The following is a 24,515-nucleotide window of genomic DNA, read 5'->3' as shown; positions in this document are numbered from 1 at the left end:
TTTTTTTATATTTTGGTACTATGGAAACACGCGTAATAATTCTGCTTTCTATTGTAATAGTTGTATTTATCATTAATCGATTGTATGTTCGAGCTGATGAGAAAAGAAAAATAGCTCTTAAAGACAAGAAAACCCTCTCTGATAAAGAAATTATATCAATGTTTGAAGATCCTTTAACTGGCGAAAAAGCAAAAGTTAGTGAAACTCAAAATAACTACAAATATTCAGATGAAATTTCAGATGATGGAGTTTTTTATGATAAACACAGAAGGACTTCTGAATATGTATTAAATAAATATTATTATGAAGATGGTGATTTAGAGAGAGAGTTTATTTTAATCAAAAACCATTTATTAGATAATGGATTTAAGTTTAAATTATTTACCGATTCGGAATTAGATTTTCTTGAAGAAACGATAACTTTTTCAAGTTTTGAAAAATGGCATTGCTCTAACTCGTATCATAAAAATCAATTGTCAGTTTTTATAGCTTCAATAAAAGCTAAGTCTAATAATAGTAGATATAGCTCAAGAACAGAAAATTATAGTATTGTTTTTTGGATTAAAGATTTTAATTTTTTTGGTCATTATTGTTTTTTTAAGAAACCAATTGTTCAAAATATAATTGATGTTTTTATTGACGAGGAGAAGGAGGTAATTAAAGAATATCAAACAGAAATTATTAAAAAGTCACACCAAGAAAATGCAATTAAGGATTATTTTAAAACAATAAATTTTGAGAATGATTTAGAAATTGAAATTATCAATTCAAATATTATTATAAGAATTACCAATGTTGCATCTTATGAAAATTTAATTAAACTTTTTGATAGTATTAAAAACTCCGAAGGAAAATAATTTTCTTTCGGAGTTTTATTTTTATTTAAATGGTTGGTCGTTTAGCCCTGATGCAAGGGAAAAGCCTACTATTGTTGCCTGAGGCTATCGAAGGCAGCAATAGTAGCTTTGGAAAGGCAGCAGGAATAAGGTTTCCAAGAGTTCCCAAACCATTCGCTCCTAATCTTTATTTATTCCATTCAATTTTTCTTGAGAAATACATTACTGAGGCAAGTATTAAGAATAATCCGATGCTACCTACCAAAAGTGCATAATCTTCAAGTTGGATGATTACATAAATAAAGGTGTAAAGTACAGAAAGTGATATTGCAATGAAAGTTGGGAATTTTTTATCTTTTAAAATGGATATGGAATACAGCGAAATTAAAGCCACAACAGAGATTCCGGCAACTGCATAGGCAAAGCTGAAGGAACTGTGTTCTGTGATGGAAATTAGTAAAGTATAAAACATAATTAATGCAATTCCAATCATGCAATATTGAAAAATATGAATACTAATTTTGCTGATGGACTGAATTAGGAAAAAGATTAAAAAGGTTAAACCTATTACGAGAAACCCATATTTAGATGCGCGTTCATTTTGTTGATATTCGTCTACTGGAGTAATGAAATCTACTGCAAAAGAGTATTTGCTTAGCTCTGGTAAAAACTCAAAATTTTCTTGTGAGAAAGGTCTGTTGAAATGTAGAATTTTCCAAGTAGCATCGAAACCTTTGTTGTTGATTTTCTTGTCGTTTGGAATGAAACTTCCGTTAAAATTAGGTGATGCCCAATTAGAAGTCATCTTGGCAGAAGTAGTTTTTCCGATAGGAACAATGCTGATTCTTTTACTTCCGTTGTAGGTGATGCTCATGTTGAAATTGGTGTTTTTCAAATCATTATATTTGAAGTAGCCAGTTTCAAGAGATTCTATAGAATCGTTGTTTTGGTTGTTGTGAACCGGTTCAAAGGTAAAACTGTTGCTTCCGATATTGATTTTTACTTCATCGTTCACACTTTTTAAATTAGTGGTTCGAATGATAACTGTGGCTTTATCCCAAAATACATTTTCATTAGGTATGTTTTTTTTGTAGAATTTTGGCTGGTCATAGCTTCCTTTAAATTGCATTTTTGTGGTAAATACATTCGATTTATAAATGCTTCTTTGCAATGGAGTTTTGATTTCGGTGTTGGATACATTTGAAAGTTCTTCAGGAAAGAAAAACGCATTTTCAACTTGATTTGTAATTGGGTCTTTATAGGGTATTTTTAGAATAGGGCCATAAAAATAGACACTTTCACCCCATTTGGAAGTGGTTTCGGCAACAACTTCTTTTTGGCGTTGACTGCGTTCAGAGATTAGGTCTTGAACAAAGAACAACGGAATTAATAGTACTAATGTTAACAAACCTACCATAATCATTTTGGCAGTTGTTGATTGAAAGAAACCTTGTTTAGGTTGATTTTGATAATTTTCCATGATTGAAATTGAATTTTAGATTGATATTGAATTTGTTTTTTGAATTTGTTTTTTGAATTTGTTATTGATTATTTCCAAGTTTCACCAACGATTCGTAAATACACAAAAGCAATGGGAATGTTGGCTAAAAGAATTAGTATTTTGATGGTAAAATAGTCTTGATGATTTTTTTGCGTGAAAGCTAAATAGGCAAGTCGGAGTAGCATTATTAAATTGATAGTAAATGCTAGAAGTAGGTAGATTGCTCCAACGCCAAATAAAGCACCAGTTGGATTAATTAGATGTAAAATCAATAGAATAGTTCCTATAATGAATGATCCAATGGCTAATTGAGTTGAGAAAATGCCTGTAGCATTTTCGTATTGTTTTTTTGTCATGATTTTAGATATTAGATTTTGATTTAATATATAATAGGTTTGCTATAGAAATTAGTGTTCCTAATCCAAGAGTGAATGTCCAGGTTTCATTTTCGAAAAGGCAATTGAATGTAGATTCAGCCAAAAAAAGAGGATAACTAATAATATCCCAACTATTGAAACGAAGAAAGCGTCCTATATAAATGCCAAAGGCACATAAATAGCTTATTGAAATTGTAAATAAATAGGATGTTTTTGAAGTATAAAAAAATTGAATTTGTTGCTGAATGGAGAAAATAGAAAGTATCCCAAAATAGAATCCTGCAATTGTAAAGCTTAAAAGCAAAATGAAATCGAAGCAAAATTGTATCAAATTAGTGTTATTCAAATGCACAAAATCTGTAATAAGATAAAAGGTGTTTGGAAGAAAAAGCAACCATGACACAATGAAAAATAGATTTTTGAAATTATATTTCTTTAGAGAAAAATCAATTTTTATGAAATTGGAAATTATATAGGGAATAACCGCTAGAATTAAATTCCAAATAAGAAATAGTAAATAAAATGAATGGGTTATTTTTACTCGTATTAAAAGTAAAGCAACTGCAATTATCGAACTGAAAATTAAAAAATTGTTTTGTTTTTTATTTAAAACATAAAGTGAAAATAAATTATTCATAGTTACTTAATATTAAATGTTGATTGAATCGTTTTAACTGGAATGGTTAGCATTTTATAAAAATCTAAATCATGAAATTGATGTGCTTTTTTACCACGATTGTAAGTGTGAATAAAATGTTTGATTTTAGTAGGATAGAAGACAGTTCCAATGCATATTACCATAAATAAATAGGCACTTTTTTTGCCATTTCCCAATAAAAAGTATTGCATAGCAATTTCATCAACTACTGAAACTCCTGTGTTTGTTAGCACATGTATTACGTCATGGTCTTCCAGTTTTGGTTGCATTTCGAAATTGTATTTTAGTAGAAAACATCCCAAATGAAAACCTAAACTATCTTCTTTGTAATTGATTAACTCCTTTGGAGTAACGTTCCAAGCGATTCCTTTTTTTAAGAATTTTTGATACGGTTTTTTGGTTAATTCATACATTTTTTCAATTAGTAAATCTCTCATTGGCGCAATAATTGATGTTTATAGTGTTTCGTATTTTCCGATGTTTGTAATAGATTCTTTATGTTTTTTTGGAAGTAGAATCACTTTTACTAGATGATCTACTTTTAATGTCTTGCCGAATTTATATAGTTTTAAAAGTGTTTTTGTTGGAAAATTAGATGTTTTAAAGAGCATTTTATAAACTATTTTCGGAACTAAGATTTTCTGAATTTCTAGTAGAATGAAGTATCTAGAATTACCCAAATGCTTTTTATATTGTTCAAATAAGTGAATAGTGAATTCTCCTTTTTGTAAGTTGTTTTCTAGATGAATAGTTCGGTCAATTAACCAATCGTTATAGTTGGTTGGTAAATTTTTCAAACCCATTCTGATTCCTAACCTAAAAAACACATCAAAAATTTCTTCTTTTTCTGGGGTTTCTAGTTTTCTTTCTAACAATTCAAAAGAGCAAATCGAATAATCTATAAGCATATAAAGTACATCTCTATAAGCCCAATCCGGAATGGTCTGTCCACGACTTTTTTCAACTCCTTGATGAATCTGTGTTATTTTATCAATTGTTGCTAATGCCAAATCGTTTTCTGCAAAGACAATGTTCTGAGCATATTCAACGGTAGAAAACAATCGTTCCAATGGATTTGTCGGAATCTTTCCTGTAAAGTACAACCAATCAACTGCTTTATTTAATGTAAATTCTGCTGCAGAACCAGCAAAAATTAATAGCACTGCATCCGTATTTTTCCAAATTTCTCTAACTATCGATTTTTCATTAACAAAATAGCTCATTTTATATTTTTTTATAGTTATGAATTAATACAACAGTCAGTATTCCAATTGTATAAGCAAGTATATCAGTCCACGAAAAAGAGTTTCCGAGTAAGATATTTAGGATTTTGATTTTATCTAAATGAAGAAGTTCGAGAATATGGATGTATTGTAAAAATTCAATTATATAGCTTATTAATAATGATAGAATTGCAATTTTATTCAAATCTGTTTTCAGAAATGTTGCTAATAAGTAAAACACTAGAATTGACGCAAGATAATCACCAAATATTGGTCTTATGAATTGGTCGTTTACGAACAATGCAATAATTATTTCTATTACTAAAATGATACAACTGATGATTAGATATTTTGTTTTTATGTTTTCCATAATAATTAAAAGTACTTTGTTTTTCAAAGTGTATAGATAAAAAAATAGGTTTAACTTTTTGATAGTAGTTTTTCAAGCGCATCAATATGATCTTTGAATGCTTTTTTTCCTTCTTTGGTTGCAATGTATCTTGTATTGGGCTTTTTACCAATAAATTGTTTTTCAATTTGGATATAATTTTCAGATTCAAGAGCTTTGGTATGAGAGGCGAGGTTGCCATCAGTTACTCCAAGAAGTTCTTTAAGCATATTAAAATCGGCGCTTTCGTTTACCATCAATACCGACATAATCCCCAAACGAATTCGGTGATCAAAGGCTTTGTTGATATTTTGTATGATGGTTTTCAAAGTTTAATAATTGTCAAATATAGTTACTAATTTATTGGATTTAGCTAATTGAGATGGAGCAACCACATCCTCATTCAAGGGAATATTTTTACCATAGCGCTCACTCAAGATTGCTTTAACACGATAATCTTCTAAATTGCATAATTCAATGTTAGCACCATTTTTATAAATCTTCCAAACATATTCTGAGCAATAAATGTTTTCATCTGACCATTCAAAATAGATATCATAATTTTTATCAAATAAATTCTTTCCATAAGATTTCATTTTTTCTAATGAAGATTTATCCAAAAGAGTAGAATCTTTTAATCGCATTACTAAGTATTTACTATCAATTCCATGTTTAATCCAATCATTTAGCAATGTCTTTTTTACTGGTTGAATGGCTTCATAAACATAGTTTTTTCCATTTTCATTAAAAATTATTCCGCAATGTGAAAATTTTGAATTTGTTGCAATTCTTACAGCTTCACATTGATCTGATTGTGATGATTGAAATATAACATCACCATCTTTAAATGCTTGTTGTGTTTTTTTATTTAAAATTGCAAATGTTTTTTCAACCTCATTTGAAGACTTTATTGCAACAACATAGAAAAGTGCAAAAAGTGATACAATGATTAGTGTTATTTTTATGGATTTTCTCATGGAATTAATTTCTATCATATTTAAAATACATCATACTACCGTAAATTATATGGCAAATTCCAAATCCTAAAGCCCAAAATAGTAAGCCATAACCTAAGAACCAAGTTGAAAGTAATCCTAATATAATCATTGTAATTCCTAAATATCGTACATCACCAAGTGTATATTTACTAGCATTTACGCAGGCTAATCCATAAAACAATAAGGTCAATGGAGCAACCAGACTTAACATTTCTTTCTCTATCAAAAATAGAATAAAAAAGCCACCAGTTGCTAACGGAATTGCAAAGTTAATAACCAATCTTTTTGATGAAACATTCCAAATTTTATCTTCTGTTTTTTTTGCTTTTCTAATACTTAATGCTATTCCTGTTATTATTGATAAAATTAATACGGAGAAAGCAATTATAAAAAGTTTATTTATGGCATCTTGAGAGATGATTAGATTTTTATAATTACCCATAGAAGTGGTGTCAAAATAAATAGTATTATATGCAAGAAATGCTCCAATTAAAGAATAAATTCCAGCTAAAACACCAGATAATCCGCTAAGCGAAATAAATCGTGATGATTGGTTCATCATGTTTTTTATTTCAGAAATGTCATTAAGATATTTTTCGTTTTCCATAAAAAGTACTTTGAAGTACAAAGTAAATAAATAAAAATTGTTCAACCAAATGTTTTTTACTTTATTTTTGAAATAAAATAAATAGAAATGAAGAAAATAGTTTTTTTGTTGTTGGTTAATTCTACCTTAATGCTGTCTCAAACCAATGATGAGGCAATGTTAAAACAAATTTATAAAGTTGCTTTAACCGAAAGTAAAGCTTACCCATGGTTAGACGATTTGTCAAATAAAATTGGTCATCGTTTGTCAGGTTCTGCAGGAGCAGCAAAAGCGGTAACTTTTACAAAGCAACAAATGGAGCTTTTGGGTTTAGATAAAGTTTATCTACAAGAAGTAATGGTTACACAATGGGTGAGAGGTGAGAAGGAAGTAGCCTATTTACAAGTTGGAAAGCAAAAAAAATCCTTTCCAATCTGTGCTTTAGGAATGTCGGTTGCAACTCCCAAAAATGGTTTGTTGGCAAATGTAATTGAAGTTAAAAGTTTAGAGGAGTTAAAAACTTTAGGAACTGAAAAAGTGAAAGGTAAAATTATATTTTTCAACAGACCAATGAATCCTGAGTTTATTGAAACTTTTCATGCTTATGGAAGTTGCGTTGACCAACGTTCTTCTGGAGCAAGAGAAGCTGGCGAATTGGGAGCAGTTGGTGTAATTGTTCGTTCCATGAATTTGAGATTGGATGATTTTCCTCATACAGGTTCAACAAATTACAAAGATATTTCAGTTGATAAACGAATTCCTGCAGCAGCAATTTCTACAAATGGAGCAGAAGAGTTAAGTAAGTTATTGAAAGAAAACCCAAATGCAAAGTTATATTTTAAACAGTCTTGCCAAATATTGGAAGATGTTTTGTCTTACAATGTTGTAGGTGAAATAACGGGTTCGGAACATCCAAATAAAATAATGGTAGTTGGAGGGCATTTAGATTCTTGGGATTTAGGTGATGGTTCTCATGATGATGGTGCAGGTTGTGTTCAGAGTATGGCGGTTTTGGAAATATTTAAAAAATTGAACTATAAACCTAAAAATACGATTAGAGTTGTTTTATTTATGAATGAAGAAAATGGTGTTAAAGGCGGATTAAAATATGAAGAACTGTCAAATAAGAATAATGAGAATCACATTTTTGCTTTAGAAAGTGATTCGGGTGGCTTTTCACCAAGAGGTTTTTCAATTGAAGCGGATGACTCTAATTTTGATAAAATCACCACTTGGAAGAACTTATTTGAGCCTTATTTAATTCATATTTTTAGAAAAGGACATACTGGAGTTGATATTGGTCCTTTGAAGTCTGAAAAGATTGTAAAAGTAGCTTTACAACCCGATTCCCAACGTTATTTTGATTATCATCATGCTGCAAATGATACTTTTGATGCTGTAAATAAAAGAGAATTAGAATTAGGAGCTGCTTCGATGGCTTCTTTAATGTATTTGTTTGATCAATATGGATTGCAGTAGATGAAACCTGCTGATGAATATATTTTAAGTCAACCAGAGCCTTATCGTTCTATAATTTTTAATTTACAAATTGTAATTGAAAATCAAATTCAAGATTTAGAATTATTGTACAAATGGAAGATTCCTTTTTATTATTATAGAGGAAAACCCTTTTGTTTTATAAATGTAAGTCATAAAAGAAAGTATGTTGACCTAGGAATTGTAAAAGGTTTTCAAATCAAAAATCATCAAGAACATCTTATTATAGAGAATAGGAGTATAATGAAATCACTAAGGTATTCTTCACTTGAAGAAATTGATAATAAAATGTTAATAGAAATCATTCAAGAAATTTCGGAATTATATTAAACAAAAAAAGAGACTGAATTTCAGTCTCTTTTTTATTATTAAGGTTTAAATTATTTGATTTCTCTGTTTATGTAAACCCATCCAGATTTAGCTTCAACTCCATTACGTTCTATAACATAATAGTAAGTACCATCTGGTAGTTCATTTCCAGCGTCAGATTGTCCTCCCCATTCATTAACATAGTTAGTTTTTGAATATACTTTAGTTCCATATCTATTGTAAATACTTAATACTTTTACATTTAATCCTGTTAAATCGAAAGTATCATTTAATGTATCTCCATTAGGAGAAATACCTCTTGGAATAGAACAAGTTACATCATTTGCAATAAAGACCTCAGAGTCAGAACATGTTCCAGAGCCATTAGGAATTGTAACGAAACAAGTATAACTACCAGCAGCATTTGCAGGAACTTGTAAAGTTGGGCTATTACTTCCAACAACTCCTGTTGGACCAGTCCACGAATAAGTTGCTATTGAAGTATCAAAGTTATTTGACATTACCTCAAGAACATAATTTGTTCCAACACAACCTCCTGTTAATGTGAATGATGGAGAAGGTGAAATAGTTATCGTAAATGATTCTTGATCTGTACAAATTCCATTTGCAGCATACACATATAAAGTTGTATTGGCAGTAATTATAGCTCCAGTATTTAATTGGGTTCCTGTACCATTTGGACCTGTGAAATAATTCCCAACGCTAGGTGCTGGTAATATATAATTATCACATGCAGTAATATTGCTAATTGGATTTATAATAGGTGTAGCATTTATTACTATAGTCATTGTAGCAGTTGTTGCACAAAGTCCAACATTTGGTGTAAATGTATAAGTAGTGCTTCCTGCAGTTGATGTACTAATAGTACTTGGACTCCATGTACCTGCAATACCATTTATAGATGTGTTATTAAGTGAAGGTGCAATTGACCCTTGACAAAATGGACCAACTTGACTAAATGTAGGAACAGTTTGAGGATTAATTGTAATTACCATCGTAGCAGTTGATGCACAAAGTCCAGTATTTGGTGTAAATGTGTAAGTTGTATTTCCAACTACTGAAGTATTAATTGTAGCAGGACTCCAAGTTCCAGCTATTCCACCATTATTTGATGTTGAAGGAAGTGATGGAGCAGTTCCATTTAAACAAATACTTGCTATTTGTGTAAATGTTGGAACAGTCGGTGCATCAATAGTTACAGATAAAGTTGCTGTAGTTGCACAAATTCCTGTATTTGGTGTAAATGTGTACGTTGTAGTTCCCGGAGTTGATGTATCAATAATAGTTGGATTCCATGTTCCTGCGATTCCTTCATTCGAAGTAGAAGAAAGAGAAGGGGCAACTCCATTTTGACAAATGTTTGCAATTGAATTAAATGTACTAACAATTTGTGGATCAATAGTAACAGAAAGAGTTGTAATTAATGCACAAGCTTGACTTGGAATTGCGTCTGGCGTAAATGTATAAGTTACTGAACCAGCTACAGATGTATTAATTGTATTTGGACTCCAAGTTCCAATAATTCCATTTAAAGAAGTTAGTGGTAAACTAGGTGCTGTGCTATTTTGACAAATAGATGCGATACTATTAAATGTTGGTGTAACTTGATTTATGATTGTAACATTCAATGTAGCGGTTGTAGCACAAATTCCTGCATTAGGCGTGAAAGTATAAGTTGTTGTTCCAACTGCTGATGTGTCTACTGTACTCGGAGACCAAGTTCCAGCAATTCCATTATTTGAAGTTGTTGGTAAAGTAGGAGCGGTTCCATTTAAACAAATATCTGGAATAGCAGTAAACGTTGGTGTATCTGGAGTAGTTAATGTAACTACACCTGATGTAGGAAGCGATGGACAGCTTAAACTAGATATTGAAATTGAATCTAATAAGTTACCAATACTTGGACTTCCTCCTGCGCTTGAAATTGATACAAAACGTAATGTGTAGTTATTTCCTCCAGTTGTTGGAACTACATAATTTACTGTATGTAATACCCAAGCTGTGTTATTATCGGTAAAGTTTCCAAGACTTACATAAGGTCCTCCTAAAGGCCCTATTTCAACCCCAACAACATCATTACCTTGTCTTCCTCTATGAGCAAAAGAAATTGTTAAAGCAGTTCCTGGTAAAACACTAAAATCTTGGAATAATGTTCCAGGTGTATTTCCATTTAATTCAATTAACTGATTTCCAGAATAAGCTGTTACACCTTCAAATCCTGGAGGCCAAATTTCTATTATACCATCTGCGGAAGTAGTATCCCAACAAGGAACTAAATTCTCATCAAATAGGTTAGGGAAGGCTCCAGTAGCTGTTGGACTTTCAAAATCAGTATTACAAAAATTAGTTACTTGATTAATAACAACAGTATAAGTTCCTGCAACTGTTGTATTAAATGATGCAACGTTACCAGGATTTGTAAATCCTGACGGTACTGTCCAAGTGTATGAATAATTTCCAGGTATAGCTGGAGTTGCTGTAATTGTTGCAGTAGATCCAGCACAAACAGTTGGATTGTTTACAGTAACAACTAAATTTGGATTTACGATTATTGTTAAAGTACTAACCACAGCACATTGACCAGTATCTGGTGTAAATGTATATGTTGTTGTAGCTGTATTATCTAACGCTGGAGACCAAGATCCTGTAATACCATTATTAGAGGTAGTAGGTAATGGAGATAATGTATTACCAATACAAATTGGAGCAACAGAAGTAAATGTTGGTACAATTGTAGGAGTATTAACTACAATAGTCATTGTAACTGAGCCTGCACAAATTCCGGCATTAGGAGTAAATGTATAGGTAGTAGTTGTAGTATTATTCATTGCCGGAGCCCATGTTCCTACAACGCCATTATTAGATGTTGTTGGTAAATTGGCTAATGGTGCTCCAGGGCAAATTGGCTGTACTTGTGTGAATGTTGGAGTTGTTGAACCTACTCCAATTGTCATGGTAGCTGTTGTTGCACATAATCCTGCAGTAGGAATAAATGTGTATGTTGTTGTAGCTGTATTATTCATAGCTGGTGACCAAGTTCCTGTAACTCCATTGTTAGAGGTTGTTGGTAAATCAGCTAATACATCTCCAGGACAAATTGGTGCTACTTGTGTAAATGTTGGAATAGTGGCAGGAATTATCACAACTTGAGTAGTTGTTGAAAAAGCTGCACACCCACCTGAAGCAGGAACTGAATAAGTGATTATATAATTATTTGGTACACTAGCACTCGGTACAAAATTTCCGGTAATAGGATCAATCGATAGTCCTGAAGGCGTTGCACTATATGTACCACCTACGGTACCAGTTCTTGTTACTGTTTGTAATGCTGTTATATTATTACAGTATGATGCATTTGAATATGAAATAGTTGCACTTGCAGGAGCTGTAATAATAATTGTTCTTGTAGTTGTAATAAAAGGAATTGTATTACAAGTACCACCAATAGTTGTAGCTGTTGAGCTTGTAACAATATAAGCACCAGGTGTACTTGCAGATAAATCTACAGTTCCAGTTACACTATCAATTACTAAACCTGGAGTTGATGTATAGGTTCCAGCAGAAGCTCCCGGAGCTAATAATGGTGTCGGATCAACACCATCTTGACAATAAGTTGTTTGAGGATAGTTAAAAGTATTAATTGGGAAACAAGCAGTTGTTCCACCACCAGAATTTGTTTGTGTAAATGTTACTGTACCTGCTTGATTTGAGAAGTTTGTAATCATGATTACATATACTTCACATAATTGAGCATTTGGAATACACATGATTTCTGTAGGAGCTGCAGAATAACTACAAGCATGTAATGTTCCAGGACAACCTGCAGCAGGTGTTGGAGCTGGAATTATTCCAGGAAGTGGATTTTGTGGAACTCCTGTACAAGCAGTTTGTAAATCTGTAAATGGGCCCCAAGCTACATAATCAACGTCTCTACCAATTCCATTAGTGTCAACTTGTGATATTAAGTAAGTTAATGGACCAGCTTGATTTACTTGTAAAAAGAAGAAAGCTGGGTTAGGTGAAGTGAATAAACATCCAATTTGACCTAAACTTGGAACATTTGTTGAGTTTGCATAAGTTACAGTTTGACCAGTACAGAAAGCAGGTGCCTCTGTACATGGTAAAGTACCAATACACAAATTAAAATTAACTAATTGTTGTTGTGCTGATGCAGAATAAATTCTGATATAATAAGTTTGACCTGCAGTAAGTCCGTCTGCAGCATTACAATTTAATTGAGTTAATGCACCGCAACTATTTCCGGTAAATATTGCATAATCTAAATCAGTATTTAAAGGAACAACGTTATTGAAAGAGATGATATGAGTTGCAGCTGTAGCTGTAAATGTATACCATACATCATCATTTGCAACACCTGGAGGACAGTTTACTGCAGGTAATGATTGAGTTGCTCCAATTAATGTACCTGGAGTTGTTTGAACGCAATTAAGATTTTGGTTTACAATAGCAAATGTTGCATTAGAACATTCATCATTAACAGGCAATGTACCAAATGTTAATGGTTGTGACCATAAACTTGAATCTGTTGGAGAACATATTGCTCTTACATAAAATGTATAAGCTGTTCCAGGAGGTAAATTTGTTAATGTATATGGGTTAGTTGTTACAATTCCTAAAGATGTTGGAGTTGGAGCTGGAGAACCTGAAGGAACAATAAATATTTCCCATGAAGTTGCTGTTCCTTGTTCAGTCCAACTTAATACAGCTGATGTTTGTGTAACATTTGTAGCAGTTAAACTAATTGGTTTTGGACATGTTGGTAAGAAACATTCTCCAGTACCATTATATAATATTGTTCCCTGTGCACCAGTACCTGGTGCTTTAGTATATATTGTTGCTTGAGGAGCTAAAGCTTCTTGAATAGATACACCTACTTCGTTAGCGAAATTACCACCAGCATTCCATTGTAATTGGAAAGCAATTCCATGACAAAGAGGAATCTGGACAGAAACTGGTCCATTTCCGTTTGTAAAAGTTGCTCCAAAAGTTCCAACAACAATTCCATTTTGAATGACACTCATTGTATTTCCATTCCATCCATCTCCAAAGGTGTCGGTCATTGTAAATGTATATGAACATTGATTAGTTGGTGGACAAATTGTCGTATTAAATGCTCCCGCTAAACTTGGATCCCCAGTATTTGTTGGTGAACAAATTGGTCTTACATAAAATTGATAAGCAGTACCAGATGTTAATCCAATAAAAGTAAATGGATTTGTAGGTGCTGCTGTCCATCCTGGATTGTTTGGAAGAGGAGCAGGAGAACCTGTAGGAAGCACAATTACTTCCCAAGAAGTTTCAGGACCTGTTGTTGTCCATCCAAGAGTAGCTGACGTTTGAGATAAATTTGTTGCAACTAAATTTGTTGGAGGTAAACAAGATGGCACTAAACAATTAACAGTACCAGTATACAAAGAAGTATTCTGTGCACCAGTTCCTGGAGCTTTAGTGAAAATTACTTGTGAAAAAGAATTAGTTATTGAAACTCCTACTTCACCTGCAAAAGCACCACCAGCATTCCAGAATAATTCAACTGGTAAAGCATTACATAATGGTACTTGAACTGTAATTGGTCCGTTACCAGCAGTAAATGTAGATCCAATTGTAGCAATTACGATTCCATTTTGTATTACATTCATAGTATTGCCATTCCATCCATCACCGAAAGTGTCAGTCATTGTGAATGTGTAAGTACATTGATTTACTGGATCACATATTGTAGTGTTAAATGTTCTTGGACCTGCTGGATCTCCAATATTTGATGGAGAACAAAGTGGTCTTACATAAAAATCATAAGCAGTACCAGAAGTAAGTCCGCCAACAGTAAATGGATTAGTTGGGGCTGCAGTCCATAAAGGATTGTTTGGAAGTGGAGCAGGTGAACCTGCAGGAAGTATAATTACTTCCCAAGAAGTTTCTGGTCCTGTTGTAGTCCAACCCAATGTAGCTCCTGTTTGTGACATATTAGTTGCTACTAAATTTGTTGGAGGTAAACACGCTGGAGTTAAACAGTTTACAGTTCCAGTATACAATGAACTATTTTGAATTCCTGTTCCTGCTGCTTTAGTGTAAATAGTTTGATTGAATGAATTGATGATAGAAACACCTACTTCACCAGCAAAAGCACCGCCAGCATTCCAAAACAATTCAAAAGGTAATCCATCACACATCGCAACGGTAATGTTTACAGGACCTGTACCAGCAGTGAAAGTTGGTCCTAAAAGCGCTACTTCAATACCATTTTGTCTAACGCTCATAGTATTTCCATTCCATCCGTCACCAAATGAATCTGTTAATCTAAAAGTATAGTTACATTGTTGTGAAACATCACAAATGTTAGTATTGAATAAAAATGGACCAGACCATGCACTAAATGTTCCGTTTCCGCAATCTGCTCTAACGTAATATTGATATGCAGTTGCCTGAGTTAGTCCAGCAGCTAAATAATTTGTATTCGTATTTGTTTGAACACCTGGACCAGCAGGAATTGGAGACCCAGCAAGTTGAACTGCAACTTCCCATGATGTTGCTCCACCTGGATTACCCCAAGAAAGTGATGCTGAAGTTTGTCCAATATTTGATGCAGTTAAATTATCCGGTTGAGGACAATTTACTTCTTGAATTAATAAATTATAGCCAACAGTTTGTGGTGCAGCATTAGTTGAAATTACTATAATGTAAGGTAAACCAGCCGTAACACTTAAACTCGGTATTGATCTTATCCCTCCACCATTATTTGCTACACCAGCTACACAAGTTACTCCAACATTTGAGCATCCTTGATAAACAAAAATACCTGACCAATCGTCATTTGGAGTCATTGTTATACTTATAGTACCAGAAGTTGCTGGAGTGTAAGAATAAAACACATCATTTCCAGTCATGTAATTTGCGGCAGTTCCTGCACAAGCAGCAGGTTGAGCTGTATCTGTAGAATCTCCATAATTTGCAGTGTTGTCATTTGTACTGTATGGTAAAGTCGTTATTGCAATTGGTGCAGTACATGTTAGGCCTGGTGGTACGGTACAAAAATTAAAGGGTCCTACCCAAGTACTAGGACCATCAGTACATAAAGATCTTACATAATATACATAACATGTATTAGGTGATAAACCTGGAGCTACGTATGGTAGTGCTCCATTATAAACAACACCAACACCAGTTTGAGTACCACCAACCGCAGGTATAACTTCAATTTCCCATGAAGTTGATCCACTAGGATTATTCCAGTTTAAATTTGCAGTAGTTTGAGTTATGCCAGTCGCAGATAAATTAGTTGGTTCTAAACATCTTTCAACTAATCTAATATCATCTATCAACCATCTATCTCCACCTATACCAGCTGTTGGTTGGGAAAAACGCATTACAAAAGCTATGTGAACTTGATGTCCAGCAAAAGCAGTAAGGTCTACAACTTTTTCTTCATATATATTATAAGTTGCATTTAAGGTAGCCTCAGTCCATTGAGCTGGTGTGTTAATATAATTAGCAATATTTGTCTGACTTCCTGCGCCTTGTGCGGTTTGATCAAAAACCTTGATTAAATATTCTGTACCATTTGCACCACTGATTGTTGATCTTGTCCAAAAACGTAATTGTCCATTTGCAGGAACAGTTACTAATGGAGTAGCTAAATAATCTTCAGAAGTATTTCCAAGACCGATATTTTCACGATCCATATAGGCTGCATTTACTCCTTGGTAAACATTTGCAACAGCAGTGTTTATATTCCATCGTCTTGTGAGACCGACACCATTGTCAAAAACTGCCCATTGATTTCCAATTGCACCTGTTCCTAATGTCCATGCACTAGGAGTTGTAGGATTTGGTAAATCTGGTGCAGTTGTTCCTTCGAAACCTTCAATTCCCGGTGTTGGAAACTGAGAATACCCGGCTATTGAGAAAAATAATGTTAGAATTAGTAAAATAATTTTTTTCATAAAAAATATAAATTGATTGGTTTGTTATTTAATAGATAATTACCAAAAATATAAAAAAAATATAAAATATTTAATTTAAATTTTGAAAATTCCTCCAAATGCTATAATTCTTTGTAAAAAAAGAAAGTGTTGGCTTGCTTTATCAGTATTTTCATTAGTTATTTTAATGTCATTCATGTCAATGTATCCTGCTTTTATCTCGGTTTGAACAAAAAAATATTTAAAAAAAGTAAAATTCAATCCAACTTTTGCAGAAATTCCATATCCGGAAACATGAAAATCATCATAACGTTGTTTTCCAAGTACTCTTGAGTTTGTTTTTGGATATAATATTCCTAAGCCAATTCCTTCAGTTACATTTAATTGAAATTTATCAGTATTTGCAATTTTAAAAATTTTTGAAACATCATCAACTCTACAAAATTCTGTATTGATATAATTTAAACCATCAGTATGTTCAAATGTTAGAAATGGAGGAGTAGGTGATGTATCTAATCCTGTGTAATTGTTAAAAAAATTAATAGGAGAGTTGTTATACGTTCCATTATATATTGAGCCACTTTCACTTGAAGGTAAATTTATATTTCCAGAAACATTTGCTGTTTGGTTTTGTCTCATAACATATTTCATATGGTCTAATCCTAATGAAATATTGTAATGGTCATTTATGAAGTAACCCATTCTAAAATTAGTTTGAGGAATTGTCATAGAACCAGGATTTATATAATCAACATGCCAACCTTTTGGTCTGTCATCAGCTATGGCTTCATGAATTGTGAAATCATAATTTTGACCTTCAAAATGAATGTCAGATTTTGAATAGCTTTCTCTGTTTCCTCCCCAAAAAAAGTAAAATTTACCTTTATTATGGCTTGTATATTTTTCAGATTCTGTTTTTTCTTGTGCTATTAAAAATTGTGAAAAAATAGCCAACACAACAACTATTCTACTTTTTAAATTAGAAAACATTTTATTTTAGAATTGATTTATTGTTTTACGAATTGCTACTAGTTTAGTCATAAGATCTTCAAAGTAATCTAAGTGAAGCATATTGGCTCCATCGCTTTTTGCATTTGCTGGATCAAAATGTGTTTCGATAAAGATTCCATCGACACCAACTGCTATTCCAGCTTTGGCAACCGTTTCAATCATATCGGGTCTTCCTCCAGTTACACCAGCAGTTTGATTGGGTTGCTGAAGTGAATGTGTTACATCTAAAACAGTAGTTGCATATTGTTGCATGGTTGGAATACCTCTGTAATCAACAATCATATCTTGATACCCAAACATAGTTCCTCGGTCAGTCACCATAACATTCTCGTTATGACAATCTAATACTTTTTGTACGGCATGTTTCATGCTTTCTGGACTCATAAATTGTCCTTTTTTTAAGTTGACCGTTTTTCCAGTTTTTGCTGCAGCTACAACCAAGTCGGTTTGTCTTACTAAGAAAGCAGGAATTTGTAAAATATCTACGTATTCTGCAGCCATGGCAGCATCTTCATTAGTGTGAATATCTGTTACAGTTGGAACATGAAAAGTTTCAGAAACTTTACGAAGAATTTTTAATGCTTTTTCATCTCCAATACCAGAAAAGCTATCAATTCTTGAACGATTGGCTTTTTTAAAAGAGCCCTTAAATACATAAGGAATTTCTAATTTATCGGTTATTGAAATAAGTTTTTCAGCAATTCTCATAGCCATTTCTTCTCCTTCAATAGCACAAGGACCGGCTAATAAAAAGAAATTACCACTTTCAATATGCTTGATTTGTGGAATATTGTTAATGTTCATATTGTATGATTTTGAAGTGCAAATATAATAAGAAAAAACCTTCTAACTTGTTAATTAGAAGGTTTTCTGTTAGGTATTGTGTACAGAAAAGATAAAGTGTTTAGGATTGATTTTTTATACTAAATCCTTTCGGGCAGAGTAATTTTCCTTTTTCATATATATTAATGTAAAGGATTATTTTTTTTTCTGTTCCTTCAAGTGAAATTTGATATATATCTAATGTACCTGCTCCGACTGCACTTTTTTTAGTTGGAAATGGACAACAAGTATCTATTTTTTCATAGCTAATTTTTTCACCATTTGGACCGCTTATCGCATTAAAAAAGTATACAACATTTTTAGGTGAATATTTTTCATTTTCAAAGCCAAGATTTATAGGATAATCCATGTCATATCCATATTTTCCGTCTTTATCATATTCTGTTAACAAAAATTGCTTGTTTTTAATAGGAGGTTTGATAGCAGAATTATCAATATTTTGTATAGTTGATTTAATGCTTCCACAGGAAGATAGCATTAAGATTGAGGTAAATAGGAGGAACATAATTTTGCTTTTCATTTTATCGACAAATTAGGAGTATGATATTTTTATTCAAATTTCACAAATAATAATCAAAAATCAAACCATATAGTTATTTTTGTAAAAAAAAGCGATGGAATTTATTACAAATACTTGGCATTGGTCAATTTCTGGTTTTCTCATTGGATTGGTTATGCTTTCACTTATTTATTTTGGAAAAGTTTTTGGCATGTCTTCTAATTTGAGAAGTTTGTGTTCTATGACAGGAATTGGTAAAAAGATCCCATTTTTTGATTGGGATTGGAAATCACAACGTTGGAACTTAGTTGTTGTTGCTGGGACAATGTTAGGAGGATATGTAGCAACACATTTTTTAAGCTCCGATTCTAATGTTGCCATTAATGAAATAACTATTCAAAAATTACAAAATATTGGTATTGAAGCTCCAAATTCAAAGTTATTGCCAGATTCATTGTTTGGAAAAAATGTATTTGAATCTCCAAAAATGATATTATTTCTTTTGATTGGAGGTTTACTTATAGGCTTTGGTTCAAGATATGCTGGCGGATGTACCTCTGGTCATGCTATTTCTGGATTGAGTAATTTTCAATTACCTTCTCTAAAAGCAGTTATCGGTTTTTTTGTTGGAGGACTTATAATGGTCAATTTTATTTTCCCTTTAATTTTTAAATAGTCAATTATGAATTTAATAAAATACTTACTAGTAGGTTTTATCTTTGGGGTTGTATTAACAAAAGCTGAAGCCGTTTCATGGTATAGAATTTATGAGATGTTTCAATTTGATTCTTTTCATATGTATGGAATCATTATGTCAGCTATTGCTACTGGAGTTGTTGGTATACAAATAATAAAGCGAAAAAAACTAAATGATATTAAAGGACTTCCAATTGAAATTCTTGATAAGGAAAAAGGAACTTTTCGTTATTGGATTGGAGGATTGATTTTTGGGTTGGGATGGGCTATGGTTGGAGCATGTCCTGGGCCAATCTTTATATTAATTGGCGCAGGTTTTATCTCAGTTGGATTTGTATTAATAGGTGCTTTATTAGGTACTTTCTTTTACGGATTGATAAAAGATAAATTACCACATTAAATTATTTCTGCACTTAAACCAGCTTCAAGCAATTGAGTACATTGAGATTTCAATTCATTGAAAGCTCCAGTTTTTACAGTACATTGTCCTTTGTAATGAACCAATATAGCACATTGTTCAGCTTGTTCTGAAGTGTGTTCGCATACTCTTATAAGTGTATCAATTACATGATCAAAAGTATTTACATCATCATTGTAAAGAACTATCTCATTATTTATTCCAACCAATTCCTGAACGGATACTTCTTCTTGTGTTTTTTCTATCGTACTCATAACTATCTATTCTATTTGAAAATTTAGCAAAAAGTAAATTTAATTATTTTTTAAATATTTTAATGATACCCAATTGTTTCTTTCAAATTTTTTAACATAGGTTAAACCTTTTTCTGTACAAGATGCATCTATGAAAGGAATGTCTTCGTTGTAAAATCCGCTTAAAAGCAGTATACCATTTTTATTTAAACAATCAACGTAAGTCTGCATATCGTTTAATAGGATATTTCTGTTAATATTGGCGATTATTAAATCATAACTTTTACCTTTTAATAGTTCTGCATCACCTTCATAGACACTTATTTCTGTGCAATTATTACGTTCAGCATTTTCTATTGAATTCAAATAACACCAATTGTCAATGTCAATACCATCAATAGGTTTAGCGCCTTTCATTTCGGCTAAAATAGCCAAAATAGCAGTTCCGCAACCCATGTCAAGTGTTTTTAAACCAGTAACATCTGTTTCCAATAAATGTTGAATCATCATGTGGGTTGTTTCATGATGTCCTGTTCCAAAACTCATTTTAGGTTCAATAATTATATCAAATTCAGCTTCTGTTTTTTTATGAAATGGAGCTCTAACATGACATTTTCCATTAACATCTATTGGCTCAAAATTCTTTTCCCATTCTTCATTCCAATTCACTTGATCTATTTCTTCTATAACGTAAGAAATTTTAAATTCATCAGAACCTAAAATATAAATGTCTTCAAGCACATCTTCTGTGCAAAGATCTTTTTGAATATATGCACTAAAGCCAGTTTCAGTTTCAATAAAACTTTCAAATGGTTTTTCACCTAATTCGGCAATTAATATTTCTGACCCTAGTTCTTTTGGTTCAATTGTAAAATGATATCCTAAATAGATATTTGACATGATATTTTTTTTGCAAAGGTAGTAATGAATTTTAGATAGAAATTGTTTTTCAAAAAAAAACCTAGCACTTGGCTAGGTTAATTATTTATTTTTTTGGTTCATATAAACTAAGTAATCGGTCATATGTCTCATTTAATTTTTGAAAAGACTTCATTAATTCAACATCTGATGCTTTAGTTCTCACTAATTCTGCAACTAGCTTAGTTTGTCTTTTTAAAACTACTACTGCTTCATCAGCTTTTGGATTTCTTAAATCTTGTGGCATCGTGTTAACATCTAATGCTTCTGCTTTTTCAACTAAATATTCACAAGAATTTTTTATTGGTCCAAAATTTCCTTCTCCTGCTGGTTCAAATGTTTTAACTAGTAATTGTTGAAAATCATTAAGTTGTGGCCATTTTGAAGCTATTGATTGAGCTGAAACAGTATTAATTGCAAAGAAAAATGCAATTGCGAATAAAGATTTTATTAATTTCATCATTGTAATATTTAAATGTTATGCAATAATAATAATTTTTTTTAAACAATCGAGTTAAATTTTATAAAATTAAATCTACAATTCATCACTAATTTTCAACATTTCAGTTACTATTAGTTTTGGTATTAAAATAGATACTGCAACTTTGCTTCATCAAATTACAAACAATATGAAAACAATAATTATTTTTCTAATAGTATTAATTTCAAACTTTACATTCTCTCAAACCAAAATTTTTGGTAAAATTGTAGATGAAAAAAGCAATCCTATAGCTGGAGCTAATATTTACATTGATGGAACTTACGATGGAGCAACTTCAAATGAAATTGGTGAATTTACTTTTAGTACATCTGAAAAAGGAAATAAAATTCTTGTAATTTCATTTCTTACTTATGAAACTTTAAAAACTACAATTGAAATTGAAACCTACCAAAATAAAACTTTCAAACTAAAAGAAAGTATCAATACTTTAGATGAAGTTGTTATTAATGCAGGAACTTTTGAAGCAGGTGACAAAGCTAAAAATACGGTTTTAAAACCATTAGATATTGTTACAACTGCTGGTTCTAATGGCGATATTGTTTCGGCTTTGCAAACTTTACCAGGAACACAAACAGTTGGTGAAAGCGGAAGGTTGTTTGTTCGTGGTGGTGAAGCAGATGAAACTCAAACTTATGTTGACGGAATTCGAGTAGCACAACCTTTTGGTTCAACAACCCAAAACTTACCAACTCGTGGACGATTTTCACCTTTTCTTTTTAGTGGAATTTCGTTTTCAACTGGAGGTTATTCTGCCGAATATGGTGAAGCTTTATCAAGTGTATTGTTATTGAACACAACTGATATGGCAACAGAAAATAAAACTGACATTTCATTTATGACTGTAGGTTTAGGAGTTGCAAATACTCAAAAATGGGAAAAAAGTTCACTGACATTTAATACGGCTTATATTGATTTAGCTCCTTATAAAGTAGCGATTCCTCAAAATGTTGATTGGAATAAAGCTTTTCAATCGCTTTCTGGTGAGATAGTTTATCGTTATGAATTGGAAAGAGGTTTGTTCAAACTTTACACGGCTTTCGACGCATCAAGATTTGATTTGAATCAAGAAAGCATCAATTCTGTTGCTAAAACAAGAGTTGATTTAAAAAATAATAATCTTTATGTAAATGCATCTTATAAAGGAAATTTTGGTTCAAATTGGCAAATTACAACAGGTTTGAGTTATGGTTTAGGAAACAATAAAATAGGTTTGGACAACCAAAGGATAGAGAATACAGAACACGCATCACATTTGAAATTAAAAATCAAAAAACCAATTTCGGATAGAATCAAATTGTCTTTTGGTGCGGATTATTTTATAACAAAATTTGATGAAAAATATTCATTTATAACCAATAAAACTGGCTACAATTCTAATATTTTCGCTGGATATACTGAAGCTGATATTTTCTTTTCTAAAAAACTAGCGATGAAAGTTGGAGTTAGAGCTGTAAATAATGATTTATTGAATGAAACTTCCATTTCTCCTCGAACATCATTGGCTTATAAAGTTAGTAAAGCAAGTCAGTTTTCTGTTGCTTATGGCGAATTCGAACAAGCTCCAAGACAAGATTATTTGAAGTTCAATTCTGATTTTAAAAACGAAAGAGCTTCTCATTATATTTTGAATTATCAATACAGTAAAGATAAGCGCACTTTTAGGAGTGAAATTTACTTTAAAGATTATAATGACTTGGTAAAATTTGATACTCAAATAGCTCAATACAATTCTAATTTTAATAATAACGGATTTGGATTTGCAAAAGGATTAGATGTTTTTTGGAGAGACAATAAATCAATTAAAAATTTAGAATATTGGGTTTCTTATTCTTACATCGATACTAAAAGAGATTATAGAAATTATGAAGCCGAAGTTACTCCAAATTTTGTAGCTAAAAACAATTTTTCGATAGTAACTAAATATTGGATAAACGATTGGAAGTCAAGTGTTGGTTTATCTTATAGTTTCAATTCAGGAAGACCTTATGACAATCCAAATGAAGTGAGTTTTATGAACGGAAAAACTAAAAGTTATAATAATGTGAGTTTGAGTTGGGCATATTTGTTAAGTCAACAAAAGATATTATTCATTTCAATTAGCAATGTTTTAGGAACTCAAAATGTATTTGGATATGACTATGCTAACTCACCTGATTCAAATGGCGTTTTTCAAAGAAATGAAATAATTCCAACAGCAGATAGATTTTTCTTTGTTGGATTCTTTTGGACGATAAGTGATAATAAAAAGGACAATCAATTGGATAATTTATAGTTTACAATTCATCCCAAAAAATCAACATTTCAGTAAGTATAAATTTCACAGCACATACAAACAGAATACTTTTACATCAGAATTAAGAACAAGAGTTTTAATCATCAATTAATCAATAACAGTATCAATTAAAAAATTAGAAATTATGACAAAAGTTATCACAACATTAGTAGTATTTTTAGTATCAGTTTTATCTTTAAATGCTCAACAGTATGAGCAAGGAATGGGAAAAGCATTCGCAACTTGGAAAACAGGAAACGCAACAGAAGCATCAGCTTTATTTGAAAGAATTGCATCGGTTGAAAAAACAAATTGGTTACCAAATTATTATGTAGCTTTAGTAAACACAACAGAAGCTTTCAATCCAGCAAATGCTAAAAACGCAACAGCTTTAATCAATAAAGCACAAACTGCTTTGGATGCAGCAGAATTAATTTCGCCAAACAATCCTGAAATTTTAATAATGCAAGCCATGATAAATACCGCTTGGATTGTTCAAGATCCAATGACAAACGGAATGAAACTTTCAGCTCCAACTATTGAATTATATGAAAGAGCATTAAAATTAGCTCCAGAAAATCCAAGAGCTGTTTTTGGTAAAGCAGAATTTGAAATTGGTGGTGCTCAATATTGGGGAACAGATACCAAACCAATGTGTGAGCAAGTTGCAAAATCTATCGAATTATTTGCTAAATTTAAACCAGAAACAGAATTTCATCCAACTTGGGGTTTAGATAGAGCTCAAGAAACATTGAAAAACTGCGGAAAGTAATTTCAAAAATAAAATCT

General features: G+C 31.8%; 23 protein-coding genes. 7 read left to right on the top strand and 16 right to left on the bottom strand.

Features of this window, described 5'->3' with window-relative positions; translation table 11 throughout:
• Window positions 1-20: 20 nt before the first annotated feature.
• Entirely contained in the window at window positions 21-857 is an 837-nt protein-coding gene (locus ABD771_RS06730) for a hypothetical protein (RefSeq protein ID WP_345092477.1), read from the top strand.
• A 166-nt stretch (window positions 858-1,023) separates the two neighbouring features.
• Here the strand turns inward: ABD771_RS06730 and creD are convergent, their stop codons facing one another.
• The 9 genes from creD to ABD771_RS06690 all read right to left on the bottom strand — a co-directional run bounded on the left by creD (window position 1,024) and on the right by ABD771_RS06690 (window position 6,588).
• Window positions 1,024-2,316 (bottom strand): cell envelope integrity protein CreD, encoded by a 1,293-nt coding sequence (gene creD / locus ABD771_RS06725; RefSeq protein WP_345092474.1) that lies wholly within the window; start codon window positions 2,314-2,316, stop codon window positions 1,024-1,026.
• A gap of 68 nt (window positions 2,317-2,384) precedes the next feature.
• The gene (locus ABD771_RS06720; RefSeq protein WP_345092471.1) at window positions 2,385-2,693 is read right to left on the bottom strand and encodes a hypothetical protein; all 309 of its coding nucleotides are present in this window, start codon (window positions 2,691-2,693) and stop codon (window positions 2,385-2,387) included.
• Between the two features lie 4 nt (window positions 2,694-2,697).
• The gene (locus ABD771_RS14320) at window positions 2,698-3,351 is read right to left on the bottom strand and encodes a DUF1361 domain-containing protein (RefSeq protein ID WP_425556453.1); all 654 of its coding nucleotides are present in this window, start codon (window positions 3,349-3,351) and stop codon (window positions 2,698-2,700) included.
• Between the two features lie 2 nt (window positions 3,352-3,353).
• Window positions 3,354-3,809: a hypothetical protein gene (locus ABD771_RS06715; protein WP_345092468.1), complete on the bottom strand. Its 456-nt coding sequence runs from the start codon at window positions 3,807-3,809 to the stop codon at window positions 3,354-3,356.
• 18 nt (window positions 3,810-3,827) lie between these two features.
• The gene (locus tag ABD771_RS06710) at window positions 3,828-4,595 is read right to left on the bottom strand and encodes an oxygenase MpaB family protein (RefSeq protein WP_345092465.1); all 768 of its coding nucleotides are present in this window, start codon (window positions 4,593-4,595) and stop codon (window positions 3,828-3,830) included.
• A 1-nt stretch (window position 4,596) separates the two neighbouring features.
• Window positions 4,597-4,965 carry a ribosomal maturation YjgA family protein gene (locus ABD771_RS06705; RefSeq protein ID WP_345092462.1) on the bottom strand — a complete coding sequence of 123 codons (369 nt, stop codon included), beginning with the start codon at window positions 4,963-4,965 and terminating at the stop codon, window positions 4,597-4,599.
• Window positions 4,966-5,015: 50 nt separating this feature from the next.
• Window positions 5,016-5,312, bottom strand: a complete 297-nt coding sequence (locus tag ABD771_RS06700; RefSeq protein WP_345092459.1) for a winged helix-turn-helix domain-containing protein — start codon at window positions 5,310-5,312, stop codon at window positions 5,016-5,018.
• Between the two features lie 3 nt (window positions 5,313-5,315).
• A complete protein-coding gene (locus ABD771_RS06695) occupies window positions 5,316-5,978 on the bottom strand; it encodes a YiiX family permuted papain-like enzyme (protein ID WP_345092455.1) in 663 nt (220 codons plus the stop codon).
• Complete coding sequence (locus ABD771_RS06690) at window positions 5,965-6,588, bottom strand: hypothetical protein (protein ID WP_345092451.1); 624 nt, start codon at window positions 6,586-6,588, stop codon at window positions 5,965-5,967. The genes ABD771_RS06695 and ABD771_RS06690 overlap by 14 nt, the downstream gene beginning before the upstream one ends.
• A gap of 87 nt (window positions 6,589-6,675) precedes the next feature.
• Here ABD771_RS06690 and ABD771_RS06685 point away from each other — a divergent pair, with 87 nt between their 5' ends.
• Entirely contained in the window at window positions 6,676-8,046 is a 1,371-nt protein-coding gene (locus ABD771_RS06685) for a M28 family peptidase (RefSeq protein ID WP_345092448.1), read from the top strand.
• On the top strand, window positions 8,047-8,394 hold the full coding sequence (locus ABD771_RS06680) for a DUF1801 domain-containing protein (RefSeq protein WP_345092445.1): 348 nt from the start codon (window positions 8,047-8,049) through the stop codon (window positions 8,392-8,394).
• 50 nt (window positions 8,395-8,444) lie between these two features.
• Here ABD771_RS06680 and ABD771_RS06675 read toward each other — a convergent pair whose 3' ends face one another.
• The 4 genes from ABD771_RS06675 to ABD771_RS06660 all read right to left on the bottom strand — a co-directional run bounded on the left by ABD771_RS06675 (window position 8,445) and on the right by ABD771_RS06660 (window position 18,708).
• Window positions 8,445-16,355, bottom strand: coding sequence for a fibronectin type III domain-containing protein (locus ABD771_RS06675; RefSeq protein WP_345092442.1), 7,911 nt, complete (start codon window positions 16,353-16,355; stop codon window positions 8,445-8,447).
• 75 nt (window positions 16,356-16,430) lie between these two features.
• Window positions 16,431-17,324 carry a hypothetical protein gene (locus ABD771_RS06670; protein WP_345092440.1) on the bottom strand — a complete coding sequence of 298 codons (894 nt, stop codon included), beginning with the start codon at window positions 17,322-17,324 and terminating at the stop codon, window positions 16,431-16,433.
• 6 nt (window positions 17,325-17,330) lie between these two features.
• Window positions 17,331-18,149 carry a 3-deoxy-8-phosphooctulonate synthase gene (gene kdsA, locus ABD771_RS06665; RefSeq protein ID WP_345092438.1) on the bottom strand — a complete coding sequence of 273 codons (819 nt, stop codon included), beginning with the start codon at window positions 18,147-18,149 and terminating at the stop codon, window positions 17,331-17,333.
• 100 nt (window positions 18,150-18,249) lie between these two features.
• Complete coding sequence (locus ABD771_RS06660; RefSeq protein WP_345092436.1) at window positions 18,250-18,708, bottom strand: 2-dehydro-3-deoxyphosphooctonate aldolase; 459 nt, start codon at window positions 18,706-18,708, stop codon at window positions 18,250-18,252.
• 94 nt (window positions 18,709-18,802) lie between these two features.
• Here ABD771_RS06660 and ABD771_RS06655 point away from each other — a divergent pair, with 94 nt between their 5' ends.
• Window positions 18,803-19,363 carry a YeeE/YedE family protein gene (locus tag ABD771_RS06655; RefSeq protein ID WP_345092434.1) on the top strand — a complete coding sequence of 187 codons (561 nt, stop codon included), beginning with the start codon at window positions 18,803-18,805 and terminating at the stop codon, window positions 19,361-19,363.
• Between the two features lie 6 nt (window positions 19,364-19,369).
• A complete protein-coding gene (locus tag ABD771_RS06650; RefSeq protein ID WP_345092431.1) occupies window positions 19,370-19,783 on the top strand; it encodes a DUF6691 family protein in 414 nt (137 codons plus the stop codon).
• On the opposite strand, the gene ABD771_RS06645 is transcribed toward ABD771_RS06650, so the two are convergent.
• From ABD771_RS06645 to ABD771_RS06635, 3 genes are all read right to left on the bottom strand, one after another.
• Complete coding sequence (locus ABD771_RS06645; RefSeq protein ID WP_345092428.1) at window positions 19,780-20,055, bottom strand: ATP-dependent Clp protease adaptor ClpS; 276 nt, start codon at window positions 20,053-20,055, stop codon at window positions 19,780-19,782. The genes ABD771_RS06650 and ABD771_RS06645 overlap by 4 nt on opposite strands.
• A 39-nt stretch (window positions 20,056-20,094) precedes the next feature.
• Window positions 20,095-20,934, bottom strand: coding sequence for a 50S ribosomal protein L11 methyltransferase (gene prmA, locus ABD771_RS06640; RefSeq protein ID WP_345092425.1), 840 nt, complete (start codon window positions 20,932-20,934; stop codon window positions 20,095-20,097).
• Between the two features lie 85 nt (window positions 20,935-21,019).
• Window positions 21,020-21,415, bottom strand: coding sequence for a hypothetical protein (locus ABD771_RS06635; RefSeq protein WP_345092422.1), 396 nt, complete (start codon window positions 21,413-21,415; stop codon window positions 21,020-21,022).
• A 166-nt stretch (window positions 21,416-21,581) separates the two neighbouring features.
• Here ABD771_RS06635 and ABD771_RS06630 point away from each other — a divergent pair, with 166 nt between their 5' ends.
• Complete coding sequence (locus ABD771_RS06630) at window positions 21,582-23,726, top strand: TonB-dependent receptor (protein WP_345092420.1); 2,145 nt, start codon at window positions 21,582-21,584, stop codon at window positions 23,724-23,726.
• 145 nt (window positions 23,727-23,871) lie between these two features.
• Window positions 23,872-24,498: a hypothetical protein gene (locus tag ABD771_RS06625; RefSeq protein ID WP_345092417.1), complete on the top strand. Its 627-nt coding sequence runs from the start codon at window positions 23,872-23,874 to the stop codon at window positions 24,496-24,498.
• Window positions 24,499-24,515: the final 17 nt, after the last annotated feature.

The organism is Flavobacterium chungnamense, assembly GCF_039539165.1.
Taxonomy (GTDB): Bacteria; Bacteroidota; Bacteroidia; order Flavobacteriales; family Flavobacteriaceae; genus Flavobacterium; species Flavobacterium chungnamense.
The sequence above is the reverse complement of the archived record's forward strand: the minus strand, read 5'-3'. Positions and strand labels throughout refer to the sequence as shown.